We start from the raw sequence: 16636 nt of genomic DNA on the forward strand, positions 1-16636 counted from the left end.
GGAGGTGGACGCGCAGCAATGCGTGGAGCTGACCAGTACTAATCGGTCGAGGGCTTATCCTCCCGACTTTTCAACAGAAAAGTCACTTCGATGACGCGAAGAAATCGTTTCGGATCCGGTTTTCAAGGTGCAAACCTTGTATGTAGAAATTTGATTCGCTTTGCCCGAAGGGGTCCGCGATTCAAATTCCTGTTCCAGCTTACTTTGTAAGCTTAGGTTTGGTGTTGACGGCGGAGGGGTTCCACACGTTCCCATCTCGAACACGACCGTTAAGCCCTCCAGCGCCGATGGTACTTGGACCGCAGGGTCCCGGGAGAGTAGGACGACGCCAAGCAAGCAGAAAAAGCCTTTACCGCGCATAACGGTGAAGGCTTTTTTGTGCGTTTAAAAACAATCAGCGTAAGGGGAGGTTGTACAGTGCTGGATCGGACTGAGCAAGTAAAAAGAAAAGCAGCGGGAAAAACGACATCGAGCGTAAAGCCACGACGTTAAGAATCGCTGGAAAGTCGTGTCTTTGTTTATGTTGGTTTTAATTTTAGGTTTTAAGTTCTATGCTCTTCCGCCCTTAAGCTTCCATAGCCGGCAGCGCCGCTATCCTCTTGTCCAGGCGCGAGGCGAAGCGCGCCGCTCAAGGCCCCGGGCCGTCCGGCTCCGACCGCTCAAGCGCCGGGAGGCTTGAGCGGCCTTTCCGCCCCGCCCCGGGAGCTGGCCCGTTCCGATTGGAGCGACTTTGGCTTTCCTCCCCCTTCGTCTAAACGGTTTTAGTTCAATGAAAGGGGAGGAAAACAAGCGGAGTCGGAAATCGGAACGGGCCAGCGGCCCCTCACCAGCGCACCACAACCCCGCAGTGCGTTAATCCCGCACCGAATCCGTACATCAGCAGTCGATCTCCTTTTTTGACTTTTCCTTCGTCGACTGCCTGCTGCAAAGCCAGCGGAATCGAAGCCGATGAAGTATTGCCGTAGTACTCGGCGCTGGTGAGCGTTTGCTCCTGCGCGAAGCCAGTTTTTTCGGCGATCGATTCGATCATTTTCAGATTGGCGCTGTGCGGAATAAACCAGTCGATACCGGTCAGGCCGCCAGGAAGAGCATCGCCCAACTGCTTGACTCCTTCGGGAACGGTACGAACCGCCCATTTATAAACCTCGCGTCCATTTTGGACTACCTTTCCGCTGCCTTCCAGCGGCTCACCGTTCAGGCTCCCGGCAAGTCCGGTGCGGTATACATGCTGTCCGCCTCCTCCGTCGCTGCCCATGTGGCTGCCGAGAAAAGCTCCGTCCTCATCGTATTCGACAATGGCTGCTCCGGCTCCGTCGCCGAACAGAATGCAGGTATTGCGATCCGTATAGTCGATCGTTTTGCTCATGCACTCGCCGGCGACGATCAGTACTTTGCGATGCAGCCCCGAACTAATCATTCCGTTTGCCAGATGCAGCGCGTAAGTAAAGCCTGCGCAGGCCGCGCTTAGATCGAGCGTGCCGGCTCCTTGCAGAGCGAAAGCATTCTGTACCAGACAAGAAACAGTGGGAAAAGGGAAATCCGGCGTAGTGGTAGCGGCAAGGACGAGGTCGACTCCATCCAACGCTTCCGGATAACGGCGTGCCAGATCCTCGACCGCTTTGATACAGAGCTGCGAAGTGAATTCGTTTTCGCCGGCGATCCGTCTTTCCCGGATACCTGTGCGCTGTACGATCCATTCGTCGTTGGTCTCCACCATTGCTTGAAGATCGTCGTTGGTAAGCCTGCGTTCGGGAACATAAGTGCCGAGAGCGGCGATGCGTGCGGTTGAACGAAAAGAATTCATAAGAAGTCAACTCCTTTAGCACTTTGTTTTAGTACCTGGTACTAATATAAAAGGCGCGGCTTTGTTTTGCAAGGATTTTATCGGAAAAGGGGCTGTTGAAAAGTCCTGAGAAGGTATATGGACGAGGAAGATATGCATCGAAGCCGGCCGTAATTCTTTGCAAATCTTTTTTGACAAGAGCGAAATTGCGGTTTATACAGCGGACTTTTTTTGCGGATCCAAAATGCCGGGCAGACAAAATAAACCGGAAAACCGCTTTAAACCGCGGATAAAACGAGCGAAACAGGACATATTTTGCCGGAACCCACCGCTGCAAAACTTGTCTGTAGCCTGCCGCGCCGCATTTTTGCAAACTGGAATCAGCCCGATCGGCCCGCAAAAGGCGGTACGGAGCGGGACAAATCAACCGGCCGGCAAAAACGCGGCCGCAGGCGGAGGTGGGGAAGCGGATGGTCTGGTGGATGGAAGAACCGATTCGAATGATCCAGACGAATCTGCGCGAGACGGATGCGGCGATGGATACGGAGCGGCTGATGGACGATCTGGACACTCTGGCCGCAAATGTGCTGATGGTCAACGCCGGAGGCATATTCGCTTTTTATCCGTCGCAGCTGGAAGAGCAGTACGTCACGCCTTTTCTGCAAAACGATCTGCTCGGAGAACTGACGGAGAAATTGCATCGGCGCGGCAAAAGGATTATCGCAAGATTCGATTTCAGCAAAGCGCACGAATCGTTGTTCCGGCGGAACCCCGAATGGTTTTATCGCAATCGGGAAGGACGGGAAGTCAATTATCACGGCATCGTCCATACATGCGTAAACGGACATTACCAGCAGCGAGTTTCTTTAAACATGATTGCGGAGGTGCTGGAACGCTATCCGGTGGACGGTATTTTTTTCAATATGTTCGGTTATCAGCACTGGGATTACAGCGGCAATCATTACGGTCCCTGCTACTGCGGCAGCTGCCGGAAGCGTTTCGGGGAAATGTACGGGCTCGACCTGATGGAATACGACGGGGCGGGCGGGCCGCTGCACAGGGAATACAGCGAGTTCTGCGAGCGCACCACGCGGGACATGCTAAGCAAGATTCGCGGTCACGTTAAAAAAGATTATCCGAACGTCGCTATTTCGACTTATCATACGGAAGGCGTCGATCTGGTGCGCAGCGAGTCGAACACGTCGCACGCCCGGCCGCTGCCCAAATGGCTGTATGCGGCGTCGGAAAATATCGCTTCGGTCGAAGGAGGCTGGCCCGACAAAAAGGCGAGCTGCTGCAGCATCAACGCGGTCGATTTGCAGTACCGGTTTACCGGGGTGTCGGTACACGAAACGGAGATCCGGTTGTATGAAGCGCTGGCCGCAGGATCGACGCTCGATTTCTGCATTATCGGCACGTTTCCGGATTACCCGGATCATTCCAATCTGCCGGCCGTGCGCGAGGTCTATCGTTTTCAGCAGAAAAATGAGAGCGTATTCAAAGATCTGACGCCGCTATCGGATGTTCTGCTGGTCAAGCCCGAGAACGGGCCGGCGCGCGGCGAGTATCTGGGCCTGTTCAAAATATTGAAAGAAAAGCACATCCAGTTCGAGGTGGTGGCGAGGGAGCGGTTGAGCCGGCGGCTGGAAGACGAGCGGGGAGCGCGAGTGCTGCTGCTGCCGGGAGTCGGCAGCCTGACAGCCGCGGAGCTTGACCTGCTGGAGCGGAAGCAGCGAAGCGGCCTGGTTGTCGCCGCCGCAGGCGGCGCGCTCGCGGACGATCCGCAGGCGCTGCGCGGGCTGTTCGGCATCCGGGGGCTGCGGAGGATGCCGGATGCGGAGTCCGCCTATTTCGAGGCGGACGGGGAAGGAATCGGCGGCATCCCGGGCAGCCGCCGGTGGATCGTGGCGCCCGGCGCATGCTGGGCGGCGGAAGTCGAGCCGAGCGTGCGGGGCCGGCTGCGCGGCATCGAAGCCGCAGCGTTCGGACCGCCCGAGCGGGCGTACGGACACCGGCGCAGCGGGGAATTCCGGGCCGTGTCGATCCGCGGGAACGGAGCGGGCGCCGGCGTGTATTACGGCTGGCAGCCGGGCGAATTGTACAGCCGCTACGGTTGGCGGGATCACAAAGAAGCGTTCGCCGCCATGCTGGAACGGGAGCTGGAAGGCGGATGGAGCCTGGAAACCGATGCTCCGCCTTCCGTGGAAGCGTTCGTGCACCGGACCCGGGATGGAGCGGTGCTGCTTCAATTGATCAATCTGTCGGGCTTCAACGGCATGACTTACCATGCTCCGCTGCCGATCGAGGATCTGTCGTTCTCGATCCGGCTGCCGGAGGCGGACGCGTTGAAGGATAGGCCGCAGGGCGTTTCGCTCGTTACCGGTTCCGAAGTGCCGGTCTCGCTTGGTCCGCAGGGAATCCGGATCGAAGTCGACCGGCTCGAACGCTACGAGGCGATCCTGATCGGAAGCGGAAACGTTTAGGACGGGATTCGAATCCGATCCGCATGCAATCTTCGCGCAGTTGCAACGAAATCGACAAACCGGGAGCGATTTTTGAATAAGCCGGATTCGAGATTTTCGGCAAGAGTTTTCAAACGAGAACGTTAAACGAAGTTAACCGGAAAGGAGAGACGGCGTATGGAACAGCCCGTATCGGCGGCGCCCGAGCGCAAAGCGCATTCGGCTTCGCTGTGGACGCGCATACTCAGACATCGTACGATCTATCTGCTGATGCTGCCCGGCATCCTGTATTTTATCGTATTCAAATTCGGGCCGCTGTGGGGACTTCTGCTGGCGTTTAAAGACTATAATCCGTATCTCGGGTTTGCGGGCAGCGAGTGGACCGGCTTCGGCCACTTCGCCGCTTTGTTCTCGGACCCCAACTTTTATACCATGTTCCGCAACACGCTGGCGATCAATCTGCTCGGTCTGGTCTTCAATTTTCCGGTACCGATCGTGCTGGCGCTGATGCTGAACGAAATCCGGCATGAAACGTTCAAGCGCATCAACCAGTCGATCGTGTATATGCCGCACTTTCTGTCCTGGGTCGTCGTGGCGAGCATGACGTACTTTATCCTCTCGGCCGATGTGGGGATCGTCAACAAAGTGATCGCTTCCTGGGGAGGAGAGCCTGTATCGTTTCTTTCGCGGGTCAATGCGTTCTGGGCGATGATTACCGCGCAGAGCGTATGGAAAGAAGCCGGCTGGGGCACGATTATTTTCCTGGCGGCCATGGCCGGCGTCGATCCCCAGCGCTACGAAGCGGCGGTGGTGGACGGAGCGAACCGCTGGCGGCAGATCTGGCATATCACCCTGCCGGCGATCCGCCCGACCATCGTGATCCTGCTGGTGCTGCGGCTGGGCAATATGTTCGACGTCGGTTTCGAGCAGGTGCTGCTGATGATGAATCCGCTTGTGATGTCGGTCGCCGAGGTGTTCGATACGTATTCGTATACGCGCGGCATTTTGCAGGGAAATGTCAGTGTGGGCGTCGCAGTGGGCATGTTCAAAGGAATCGTCGGCCTGCTGCTAATCGTCACCGCCAACAAAGTCGTCAAGCGGCTGGGGCAGGAAGGCATTTATTGAGCAAAGCGAGCAAAAAGCGAAATATTTACCGAGAAAGGAGGCGGGCGGATGAGTTTTGTCAAAAGTAAAAAGCCTACGGCGTTCGATTGGTTCAACTACAGTCTGGTGCTGCTGATTTCCCTGGTCTGCCTTTTCCCTTTTCTGTACGTGTTCAGCGTGTCGTTTACCGATCCGGACGTGTATGTGCCGCTCAAATTCTATTTGTTTCCGGACAAGTGGTCGCTCGACGCCTACCGGTACATTTTATCGACCAACAGCTTTCTGAACGCATTCAAAAGCACGGTGTTTATTACGGTCGTCGGCACGATACTCAATCTGGCCGTTTCGTTCACGTTCGCCTACGGTTTGACCAAACGCTCGCTGCCGGGGCACCGGGCGATGATGGGCTTCGTCGTGTTCACCCTGGTGTTCAGCGCGGGAATCGTGCCGAACTATCTGCTGATCCGCGAACTGGGCCTGATCAACTCGTACTGGTCGCTGATTCTGTCGAGCCTGACCAATGCGTGGAGCCTGATCGTCATCAAAAGTTTTCTGGAATCGCTTCCGGCAGAGCTGGAGGACGCGGCGCACATCGACGGCTGTTCGGAACTCGGGGTATTCTGGCGCATCGTGATCCCGCTGTCCATGCCCGCGATCGCGACGTTTACCCTTTTTTTCGCGGTGGCGCACTGGAATACGTACTTTAACGCGCTGATCTACCTGACGGATTCGCACAAGTGGACGCTGCAGGTGCTGGTCAAAACGCTGGTCATCGACTCGAATTCCTCGGCCGCCGCGGCTGCGGGGGCGAGCGACGAAGCGGTGATGCCGCAGGAAACGATCCGGATGGCGTCCATTGTGCTGTCCATGCTGCCGATCCTGGTCATTTATCCGTTTCTGCAAAAACACTTTGCCAAAGGCGTTATGCTGGGTTCGGTAAAAGGATAGGCGAAAGCAGGCGCGCCCGAAACAAACCAAGCCGAACCGTCAACTTGAATCGAGGGGGAAGAAAAAATGATCGAGACGACCGAAACGAAAAAAAGACGCTCCAAATGGACGGCGCTGCTGTGTACGGCCGCCATGCTGCTGTCGGTGTTAACCGCCTGCGGATCGAAAGGATCGCAAACGGCCGCGCAGGGAGAAGGCGAAGGCGGCGGGCCGCTGAGCATCCAGATGTTTGCCGGCCTGTTCAGCGAACTGCCGGATATGAACGACGAGTACTGGACGGGCTGGCAGGACATGACGAATGCCAAGCTGGATATCGAGTGGGTGCCTTCGGGCGATCTGAACACGAAGCTCGATCTGCTGCTGGCTTCGGGCCAGCTGCCGGAAGTCGTCTCGACGACGGACTTTACGCGCCCGACGCTGATCAGCGCGATCAAGAACGGCGCGTTCTGGGATCTGACCCCGTTTCTGGGCGATCTGAGCGAGTATCCGAATCTGAAAAAAAACCTGGCCGAAGACGCGCTGAAATACCTGTCGGTCGACGGCAAGATTTATGCGCTGCCCCGGTCGAGATCGCGGGTGGACGGCGGCTTGAAAATTCGCGAGGACTGGCTCAAAGAGCTGAATATCGATGTGCCGACGACGATGGACGAGTACAAAGACGCGCTGGCGCAGATCGTCAAAGCCAAACCGGGCACGATCGGCCATCTGTTCGTCGACAATCCGACAGCCGCGATGCAGGCGGGCTTCGGCGTGTACAATCCGACTTACGACGACGCCGGCGGCCTGATCAACCCGCGTTTGACGCCGCAGTATGTGGAGATGGTCGGCTTTTTCCGGGAGCTGTACGCCGAAGGGCTGATGTCCAAAGAATACGCGGTCATGAAAGAAACGCAGGCGGAAGAATTGTTCAAGACCAACCGCGCGGCGTCGTACGGACGGCCGATCTGGTGGGACGACGAGTGGGAAAAAGCGATGCGCAAATCCGGCGAGGAAGACGCAAAGATTCTCAACGTGCATCTGAAAGGGCCGCACGGGGACGACGCGGTCGCGCTGGAAACGGGCGTGTCGGGCGGTTTCTACATTTCGAAAAAAGTGCCGGAAGAAAAAGTGAAGCGGCTGCTGGCGTATTTTGAACAAACGGCTTCGCAGGAAATGACGGATTACGCGTACTACGGCAAAGAAGGCGTTCATCATACGGTCGAAGACGGACAAAAAGTATTGACCGAGCAGGGCGTCAAAGAAGTCAATACCACAAGCAAAGGCGCGGGCGTGCTGGCGTATTCCAAATGGGGCAAAGTGATCAGCGCTTCGGCCAGCAAAGCGTTCAACGACGCCAAGATCGCGGAAGTCGAAAAGTTCGACGAAGTCGGCAAAATCGATCCGTACCGCGTAGTCACGGTGGAATCGTGGATCAACGGCTGGCCGCCGTTCGAGAGCGAATACAAGTCGATGATGACCAAAGCGATCGTCGGCCAGATTACGCTGGAGCAGTTCGAGGAGTATGCGGCGGGCCTGCGCGAGCAGCCGGCGTTGAAGCAGGCTTTTCTCGATATGGCCGAAGCGTACAAACAGTTCCAGGAATCGTAAGCGCGTTTGAAACGCCGGGAACGATATGGGAAGTGAAAAGGGGGAGAACGCGTGCAGGACAAGGAAGAAGTCTGGTGGAGGCGTCCGCTGCGCATTATCCAGCCCAATCTTCAGGTGGCCGATACGGACAAGATCGATCCGGCCCGGCTGGCGGGGCAGCTGGAGAAACTGGGCGCGAACGCGGTGGTGTTTAACGTAGGCGGGATTTACGCCTGGTACGAAACGGAGGTGCCGCATCATACGCGCAATCCTTTTCTGCCGGCCGGGCGGGATCTGCTGGCGGAAGTGATCGCGGAGCTGCACAAGCGGGATATCCGTTTTATCGCCCGCTACGACTTTAGCAAAGCGGACGATTCGGTCTGGCTGCGGCGGCCGCAGTGGTTTGCAAGAGACGGGGAAGGGCGGCCCGAAACGGTCGGGGCGGGGCGGCCGGGACCGTGGCCGCTGCTGCTGACGACGTGCATCAACGGCGGCTACCGCAACGGCGAAGCGGCCGAGAAAGTGCTCGCGGAATCGCTGGAGCGCTACGATATCGACGGCGTGTTCTTCAACGCGCCGGGATACGCGTTCTGCCGCTGCGAAATTTGCCGCGGCAAATATGCGCGGCTGTACGGCGGGGCGGAGCTGCCGGAATCGCGCGCTCGGCTGGAGCGGGACTTCCCGCTGCGCTGCATGACCGACAATCTGCGGCGGCTGAACGCCCGGATCAAATCGGTCAAGCCGCATCTGCCGACGATTCTGTATTACGATCTGTACCGCGATCGCCTGGAAGAGCGGTCGCAGATCGCCGATCTGATCTGCGCGGAGCCGCAGGATATTCTGTCGCTCGGCTGGCGGCATATCCCCGAGTTCTGGAAGCCGGCGCTGTCCATGCGCTTCGGCCGCTCCGCGGAAGGGCTGCCGGCGCCGCTCGGCATCGTCCATTCCTGCCCGGGAATGGACTGGCGGCATACGGGACTGCCGGCCGCGGAGTACCGCTTCTGGATGGCGCAGGTGCCCGCCAACGGCGGGCAGATCTGGCATTCGCTCACCGGCGTTCCCGATACGATCGGGGATAAGCGCATTCTGGAGCAGGTCGCGGGTTTGAACCGCGACGCGGCCCGCGTGGCGCCGTATATGCACGGCGCGGAGCCCGAGCAGGAGATCGCCCTGCTCTGGAACTCGGAGCGCTCGGCCGAAGGCTGGGCCGAGGCGCTGATCGGCGCGCAGCTGCCGTTCGCGGTGCTGCCGGCCGAAGCGGCGGAGGCCGGCGGGATGGAACGCTATCGGGCGGTAATCGCGCCCGAAGGGCTGGTCTGGACGGCCGCGCTGCGCGCGGCGGCCGGGAAGTTCGTCCGGCAGGGCGGCGGCCTGCTGGCGGAAGGCGCGCTGCCCGGCGAGCCGGCTTCGGGCGGCGGCCCTGCGGCGCTGCTCGGCCTGAAGGATGCGGGCGTGCGCAGCGAAGAATTGCAGGCGGCGTATATCCGCTTCGAGCCGGAAGCGGATGGCCATCCGCTGCGCGCCGGGCTTGAGCGGACGGAGCTGCTGCCGCTGCGGGGACGGGTATCGTACTGCTTCGCGGCGGAGCCCGGCGAAGATACACAGATACTGGCGACGCTCGTGCCGCCGTTCTCGCCGCCCGAAGCGGTCGGCGCTCCGCCGGAGCGGGCTTCGCTGCCCGCTCCGCGGACCGATCTTCCGATGGCGGTGACTACGGCTTGCGGCCGGGGCCGAACGCTGTACTTCGCCTTTTCGCTCAGCGCGCTGATCGCCGAATACAAGCTGGACGATCATTACCGGCTGGCCGCCAACGCGGTCCGGTGGCTGCTCGGCGCCCCGCCGCGCGTGGAAGCTTCGCCGCGGCCGGGCCTACAGCTTACGGTGTTTCGCCGCGGCGGCGAACGGCTGGCGCATCTGGTGAACGGCGCAGGCCGACGGCCGCTGACGGCTGTAACGGAGATGCGGGACGTCGAGCTTGCCGTCCGCACGGAAAAAGATCCGGCCGGATACAAGGCGGAGTGTCTGATTTCCGGCGAAACGCCGGAAACGGAAGTGCGCGGGGATGCGCTGATCGTCCGGCTGCCGGTGCTGCGATCGTGGGAATGCGTGCGCGTTTCGCCGGCCGAAAGCGGCCCGAACCTGTAAATTCCGTTATAATGGGGGACAAGAAGCCGGACGGGAGGAAGCAGAGATGAGCGAGTTTTCGCAATCCGTAAAGATCCGTATGCGCCGGATTCTGCCGGCAAACACTTATTTGAATCGTCTGATCTGGCTCGGCTGCCTGTCGGTGCTGGTCCCCATTTTGTTGATCGGAAGCGCTTACTACCACGTTTCGATGAGCCGCTTGACCGCGCAGTTTCGCGAGGACAACCAGGAATCGCTGCTGCTGCTCAAAGACCGGATGGAGCAGACGCTCGGCAGTATCGAGAACGTTTCGCTGCAGCTGGCGGTCGATCCGCTGATCCGCCTCGCGCTGGACGAACCGGAATATAACGCGGACTATCTGGCGCAGGTCGAGCTGCTCAATCTGTTCCAGGTGCGCCGGGGTACCGAGAACCTGATCGGCGATATCGTCTTCTACCGTTCGGAATCGGGCACGACGCTGTCCAATACGTACGGCTACGTGAACGAGCGCGATTTCCGGTTCCGCGGCGATCTGAACGAAGCGCTTGAGCGCGGCGAAAGCGGCTGGATGCGGCTTGGCGAATCGGCGAAAGAAGGCTATATCTCTTACGTCCGCCCGCTGCCGGTCATGCGCAGCGGCCGGCCGGAAGGCCTGATCGTCATGCAGGTCGACGAGAAAGGACTCGACCGCCTGCTGCGCAGCTACCGCACGTCGCTGGAAGACCAGTCGCTGCTGGTGCTCGGTCCCGGCGGCGAAATGCTGCTGCGGGCGGAGAGCGTCCGCGCGTCGGGCGGCCTGTCCGGGGAAAGCGAAATCCGCCGGATCGCGCAAAGCGCGGAAACGTCGGGCAGCGAGCTTGTCAGCGGCGAAGACCAGCGGGCGCTGCTCGCTTTTCAGCGTACTTCGTTCGGACGCACCTATGTATCCTGGCTGCCGGAATCGTCGATGATCGAACAGCTCGGCTGGATTCGCGGGCTGATTGTGGTCACCGCGCTGGCCTGTCTGCTGTTCGGTCTGCTGTTCAGCGTCGTCACGTCCCGGCTGGCTTACAATCCGGTGCAAAGACTGCTCCGGCACGGCGCCGGACTGCGCAGCGGACAGCAGGGAAATTCGGGCCAGGGCGGCAACGAGATCGAGTATATCCGCTCCTGTCTGGATTATCTGAACGAGCAGGCCGGTTCGCTGGATCGTTATGTGCGCAGCATGCAGCCGGATCTGAGGGACCGTTTCTTCCAGAAGCTGCTGCGCGGCGATTACGCCGGCGATTCCGGGGAACTGGTCCGTCAGTGCGGATTGTACGGCATCGATCCGGACGGAGAAGCGGCTGTGCTGGTCGTCAAAGTCGAGAATCTGCTCAAGGAAAAACGATTCCTGCCGCAGGAAGGCGCGGTGATTCGCTTCGCCGTGCGCAATGTCATGAACGAACTGATCCAGACCGAAGGATTGAAAGGCTTGGCCGTCGAAGACGGCGAGCGGGAAAGCGCGGCGCTGCTCGGCTTTGCGCCGGGGACGCCGCCGCGCGTCGTCAAGGAAAGCACGGCCCGCTACGCGGACAAGGTGGTCGAATCGCTCGGACGCTACCTGTCGTTCTCCGCGGCGGCCGGTATCGGCCGGCCCGCCGGTCTGCGGCATCTGCCGGACGCCGCCCGCGAAGCGCGGACCGCGCTGAAATACAGGCTGTTCCGCGACGACGAGCGCGTGCTCTGGTACGAGGAGCCGATTCGCCTGGACGCGGGACGTCCGCTGTTTCTGTACCCCAAAGAAATCGAGGAGCGGCTGATCGCCGCGCTCGGCGGGGAAGACGCTTCCGGCGCCGAAGCGGCGCTGGAAGAATTCACGGACCGCGTGCGCAGCGCCGGCTCGTACAATGTAATCTCGCAGTGCTACCATGTGCTGCTGTCCGCGCTGATCCAGGCGCTGGAAGTGCACGGGGCGGTGCCGGGCAAGCTGTTCGGGGAGAATCTGTTCGAGCAGCTCAAGGAGAACCAGACCTCGCGCGAGATGCACGACTGGTTTGCGGGGATGCTGTTTCCGGCCTGGATGCGGATTCGGGCCGAAAACGCGGGCAGCCCTTCGCGGCAGCTGCTGCGAAGAGTCTGCGCGCAGATCGAAAGCGACGAAGAAGGCAGCCTGACGCTGTCGGAATGCGCGGCCCGAGAAAGCGTCAGCCCGTCCGTCCTCAGCCGGCTGTTCAAGAAAGAAATGGGAATCTCTTTCGTCGAATATATGATAGAGTTTAAAGTGAACAAGGCGAAGCGGCTGCTGAAGGAAACGGACTGCAGCGTGACGGAGATCGCCGGCATGGTCGGATATTCGGAGCGCAACCTGAACCGGGCGTTCCGGCGCTGCACGCAGATGTCTCCCGGGCAATACCGGACGATGCAGCGCTGACCGGCAGACGGGACGCGACAGGCCCGGTTCGCCGGAGTCCGCCTGTCCGCCGCGCGGCGGCGCGGCCGCTTCGTCATTACAGAAGGGATGGATACCATTTGAATTCCGCAGAAACGGTCGTCGGCTTTGCCGGCATCGGAGTTATGGGCAAAAGCATGGCCGGTCATATTCTGGACGCCGGCTACAAGGTGCACGTTTACAATCGGACGCCGTCCAAAGCGCAGGAGCTGGTGGACCGCGGCGCCGTCTGGCACGATTCGCCGGGAAAACTGGCGGCCGAATGCGACGTCGTGATTACGATGCTCGGCTATCCGAAAGATGTCGAAGAGGTGTATACCGGAGAAGACGGCCTGATTCCCCATGCCAAATCCGGCGCGTACCTGATCGATATGACGACGTCGAGCCCGCTGCTGTCCCGCCGTCTGGCCGAAGCCGGTCAGAAGCGCGGCCTGCATGTGCTGGATGCGCCGGTATCCGGCGGGGATGTGGGCGCGAAGAACGCCAAGCTGTCGATCATGGTCGGCGGCGAGCGGCAGGACTTCGAAGCCGTGCGTCCGCTGCTGGAGATTATGGGCAGCAATATCGTGCTTCAGGGCGGCGTCGGCGCGGGGCAGAATACGAAGATGTGCAACCAGATCGCGATCGCGTCGAACATGATGGGCGTGACCGAAGCGATCGTTTACGCCGAGAAAGCGGGACTGGATCCCAAAACGGTGCTGAAAAGTATCGAAACCGGAGCCGCGGGCAGTTTCTCGCTGAGCAATCTCGCGCCGAGAGTGCTGGACGGGGATTTCGAGCCGGGCTTTTATATCAAGCATTTTGTCAAAGACATGGGCATCGCTCTGGAAGCGGCCGAAGAGATGGAGCTTGAACTGCCGGGCCTCAAGCTGGCGCAATCGCTGTACCGCAAGCTGGAAGACGCCGGATATGCCGAGAAAGGCACGCAGGCGCTGTACAAGCTGTGGGAGGACGGACTGGTTTGAGTCAAATGGATTGACGAAAGCGGTCCCCGCGTTTGGCGGGCGGCCGCTTTTTGGCGCGGACGGCAAACGGAGGCCGAATTTCAGGACGGGGCTTTTTCTCTGCCGAGCGTTTGGACAGCGGGGGAAGCGGGTTAATAATAGACATTGCGGCGGTCTTCCGGACAGTCGTTTGGACCGCGTTCCATCGGTCTTTTCAATTCCATTAAAGTTTTTTGAGAAAAAGGGTTGACCCCTGCTTGCTGGCATGGTATATTATTTCTTGTCGCCGCGGCCGACACGCTTGAAGAAAGCGAGACGGTACAGAGCGCAGGATGCAGATAAGGCCCGTTGGTCAAGGGGTTAAGACACCTCCCTTTCACGGAGGTAACAGGGGTTCGAATCCCCTACGGGTCATACATATGGAGGCTTAGCTCAGCTGGGAGAGCATCTGCCTTACAAGCAGAGGGTCGGGGGTTCGAACCCCTCAGCCTCCACCATGAAGACTTTGGCGACAAAGTCGAATACTCAAGTTTGACACTCTGACGCGGGGTGGAGCAGCTCGGTAGCTCGTCGGGCTCATAACCCGAAGGTCGCAGGTTCAAATCCTGCCCCCGCAATTGCTTTACTTTATGGCCTGGAACCGTGGTGTAGGGGTTAACATGCCTGCCTGTCACGCAGGAGATCGCGGGTTCAAATCCCGTCGGTTCCGCCATTTTAATTCAATAGTGTTTTGCGGACGTGGCTCAGCGGTAGAGCATCGCCTTGCCAAGGCGAGGGTCGCGGGTTCGATTCCCGTCGTCCGCTCCATTATTTGCGCCCTTAGCTCAGCTGGATAGAGCGTTTGACTACGAATCAAAAGGCCGGGAGTTCGAATCTCTCAGGGCGCGCCATTATTTTTCTAACCACAACGCCGATTTGGATGCGGATTGACCGCATTGGATCGGCGTTTTTTGCTGTGGGTTTAAGGTTGAATATCAGGCACTTTCACAGGCGCAAAGCCTGCCGCAGAGCGGCGGGGCGCTTTGGAAAGTGCCTTTTTGATACGGCGGATTGCGTGATTTTTGAGTTCGAATTTTTTGTAGCGCTTACATTTTTGCCGATTGAAGTTGCAACAAGATACACTAAACTTTCCCGGACCGAGCCCCTATAATCGAGACATGAAAGGAGCTAGAACTTCATGAAGGAACGTACACAGCGAATATTTGCGAGATTTTTGAGAGTGAACACGCCTTTGACTTTTGAGGATTTGAGCGAAGAATTCCGGATCAGTGAACGTACTTTGCGAAACGAACTGGTGCTGATCAACGAATATCTGGTCAAGCATCAGTACCCTGCCGTCACGACCGCAAGAGGCGCGGGAATGACGCTGGTTCTGCCCGATCGGGAAACGAAGCGGCTGCTGGAGCAGATCGGCGGCAGCAATCCGAAAGATTATTACCGGCCGGACGAACGCTTTCTCGCCCTGCTGCTGGATATTGCGCAGTCCGGGAAGATCACGCTGCTGTACGAAATGGAGGAAAAGCTCCAGGTCTCCAAAAGCACGCTGGACGAAGATATGCGCAAGCTCCGCCAGTATTTGCAGCCGTACGGCATTTCGGTCGTCAGCCTGACAAAGCAGGGCATCGTGCTCCAGGGCGACGAACGCTCGATCCGCTCCATGCTGTTCGAAGCGATCAACAGCCTGACGAATATCGAACAGCTGACGCAGATCAAAGAAACCGATGCGCTTAGCAGATTCGCGCTGGATTATCTGGACCGCAAGGTGCTGAAAATCCTGGGAAGATGTTACGACGAGCTGTTGAAAAAGCCGAATGCCGAAACCAATCACGTATACCGCAACCAGATTATCCTGTTTGCCGCGGTATGGGCCAGACGGGTGCGCGAAGGCAGCACGGTCAGCGAATTTATCCGGGCCAGGGCCGAGATCAGAGAAGGCCCGGTTCGAAGCTTCGCCGACGCGGTATGCGCCGAGTTGTCGCTGCTGCCTTCGCTGAACGAGATCAAATACATGACGTTCAGCATCGAATCGTTCAAGCCCAAAGACATGAACAGCTCGTTCGACTGGGTGGCCGCGCAGCTGCTGACGATTCAGCTGATCGAGCATGTGGGCAAAGTGACGGGCATTCCTTTTTCCCAGGAAGAAGAAGACCTGTACGAAGGATTGTCCCGGCATATCGCCGGACTGCTGAGCCGGTCCCGGAACGATCTTCAGGCGTTCAATCCGCTCAAGGATACGATCAAGGAATCCTATGCAGCGATGTACAGCGCGGTTGCCCGGTTCAGCGCCCAGATCGAAGACTACACGAAAAAGCCTTTAACGGAAGACGAGATCGGCTTTTTGACCGTGTACTTCTCCACTTCGGCCAGCCGGATCAACGAAGAAGAACAGTTCGTATACCAGGCCGTCGTCGTTTGCAATCACGGAATTTCGACCGGGAAACTGCTGGCGGCCAATTTGAAAAGACAGTTCAATATCGAAATCGTGGCCGTGCTCAGCTCGTACGAGTTGGCTTTTATCGATAAGCTGGACGTGGATTTGATCTTTGCTTCGATTCCGATCGATTATCCCCCAAAACCGGTGCTGCTGCTCAACCCGATTTTGATGGAAAGCGACAGAAAAGAAGTAAACGCTTTCTTGTGCGAACACAAAGACCGCAGACGAACGATCTCCAACAAATTGGACGCGACGAAGCTGATGCAGGATGTGCTGGCCTTGATTACGGATAGCGGCGGCAAAGTAACCCCGAAAAGCTATCAGAAGGTGGAAGATACCTTTAGAGGACATCAACTGAAAATTAACACGAGGGAGCTACAGCCGATGCTACAGGACGTTTTAACGGATTCGAATATTTTGCTGAACCAGGAAGGCGCGGATTGGAGGGAGGTGATTACGAAAGCCGCCGGGCCTTTGCTCGAAGACGGGACGATCGAACAGAGGTATATCGGAGCCATGATCAAATCGGTCGAAGAGTTCGGGGCGTATATCGTCGTCGGCAAACATCTCGCGCTGGCGCACGCAAGGCCGGAAGACGGCGTCAACAAACTGGGCATTAGCGTGATGACGCTGAAAAAGCCGGTAAACTTCGGACATCCCGATAACGATCCCGTTAAGCTGGTGTTCTGCCTGGCCGCTATCAATTCGCATTCCCATATCAAAATTATGAAAAGTCTTGTCGAGCTGATCGACGATACGGACAAGCTGGAGCGGCTGTTCGCCGCCAAAGATATTCCGGCTTTCAACCAGGCTTTACATGGAGAAATTCCAGTTCACGATAAACGGAATTCGTAACGCCGC

Annotated in this window: 9 protein-coding genes, 6 tRNA genes and 1 rRNA gene; 15 read left to right on the forward strand and 1 reads right to left on the reverse strand. The window is 58.5% G+C overall.

Annotation, left to right across the window (positions count from 1 at the left end; translation table 11 throughout):
* Window positions 1-217: 217 nt before the first annotated feature.
* Window positions 218-334: ribosomal RNA gene (gene rrf, locus QWJ34_RS04290) — 5S ribosomal RNA — on the forward strand.
* Window positions 335-823: 489 nt separating this feature from the next.
* On the opposite strand, the gene QWJ34_RS04295 is transcribed toward rrf, so the two are convergent.
* Complete coding sequence (locus QWJ34_RS04295; RefSeq protein ID WP_302725847.1) at window positions 824-1804, reverse strand: ketoacyl-ACP synthase III; 981 nt, start codon at window positions 1802-1804, stop codon at window positions 824-826.
* Window positions 1805-2253: 449 nt separating this feature from the next.
* On the opposite strand from QWJ34_RS04295, the gene QWJ34_RS04300 reads away from it, so the two are divergent.
* From QWJ34_RS04300 to QWJ34_RS04365, 14 genes are all read left to right on the forward strand, one after another.
* A complete protein-coding gene (locus QWJ34_RS04300) occupies window positions 2254-4266 on the forward strand; it encodes an alpha-amylase family protein (protein WP_302725848.1) in 2013 nt (670 codons plus the stop codon).
* Between the two features lie 156 nt (window positions 4267-4422).
* Window positions 4423-5370, forward strand: coding sequence for an ABC transporter permease (locus QWJ34_RS04305; RefSeq protein ID WP_302725849.1), 948 nt, complete (start codon window positions 4423-4425; stop codon window positions 5368-5370).
* Between the two features lie 48 nt (window positions 5371-5418).
* Window positions 5419-6297, forward strand: coding sequence for a carbohydrate ABC transporter permease (locus tag QWJ34_RS04310; RefSeq protein WP_302725850.1), 879 nt, complete (start codon window positions 5419-5421; stop codon window positions 6295-6297).
* Between the two features lie 66 nt (window positions 6298-6363).
* On the forward strand, window positions 6364-7884 hold the full coding sequence (locus QWJ34_RS04315; protein WP_302725851.1) for an extracellular solute-binding protein: 1521 nt from the start codon (window positions 6364-6366) through the stop codon (window positions 7882-7884).
* Between the two features lie 51 nt (window positions 7885-7935).
* Window positions 7936-10008 (forward strand): alpha-amylase family protein, encoded by a 2073-nt coding sequence (locus QWJ34_RS04320; protein ID WP_302725852.1) that lies wholly within the window; start codon window positions 7936-7938, stop codon window positions 10006-10008.
* A gap of 46 nt (window positions 10009-10054) precedes the next feature.
* Window positions 10055-12379: a helix-turn-helix domain-containing protein gene (locus tag QWJ34_RS04325; RefSeq protein WP_302725853.1), complete on the forward strand. Its 2325-nt coding sequence runs from the start codon at window positions 10055-10057 to the stop codon at window positions 12377-12379.
* Window positions 12380-12477: 98 nt separating this feature from the next.
* Window positions 12478-13362 carry an NAD(P)-dependent oxidoreductase gene (locus QWJ34_RS04330; protein WP_302725854.1) on the forward strand — a complete coding sequence of 295 codons (885 nt, stop codon included), beginning with the start codon at window positions 12478-12480 and terminating at the stop codon, window positions 13360-13362.
* Window positions 13363-13683: 321 nt separating this feature from the next.
* A tRNA-Glu gene (locus QWJ34_RS04335) sits at window positions 13684-13755 on the forward strand.
* A gap of 7 nt (window positions 13756-13762) precedes the next feature.
* Window positions 13763-13838: transfer RNA gene (locus QWJ34_RS04340), tRNA-Val, on the forward strand.
* Window positions 13839-13884: 46 nt separating this feature from the next.
* Window positions 13885-13958 (forward strand) — tRNA-Met (locus QWJ34_RS04345).
* A gap of 19 nt (window positions 13959-13977) precedes the next feature.
* Window positions 13978-14053 (forward strand) — tRNA-Asp (locus tag QWJ34_RS04350).
* 20 nt (window positions 14054-14073) lie between these two features.
* Window positions 14074-14148: transfer RNA gene (locus QWJ34_RS04355), tRNA-Gly, on the forward strand.
* A 6-nt stretch (window positions 14149-14154) separates the two neighbouring features.
* Window positions 14155-14231, forward strand: a tRNA-Arg gene (locus QWJ34_RS04360).
* A 287-nt stretch (window positions 14232-14518) separates the two neighbouring features.
* Complete coding sequence (locus QWJ34_RS04365; protein ID WP_302725855.1) at window positions 14519-16630, forward strand: BglG family transcription antiterminator; 2112 nt, start codon at window positions 14519-14521, stop codon at window positions 16628-16630.
* Window positions 16631-16636: the final 6 nt, after the last annotated feature.

The organism is Saccharibacillus sp. CPCC 101409, assembly GCF_030518235.1.
Lineage (GTDB): Bacteria > Bacillota > Bacilli > Paenibacillales > Paenibacillaceae > Saccharibacillus.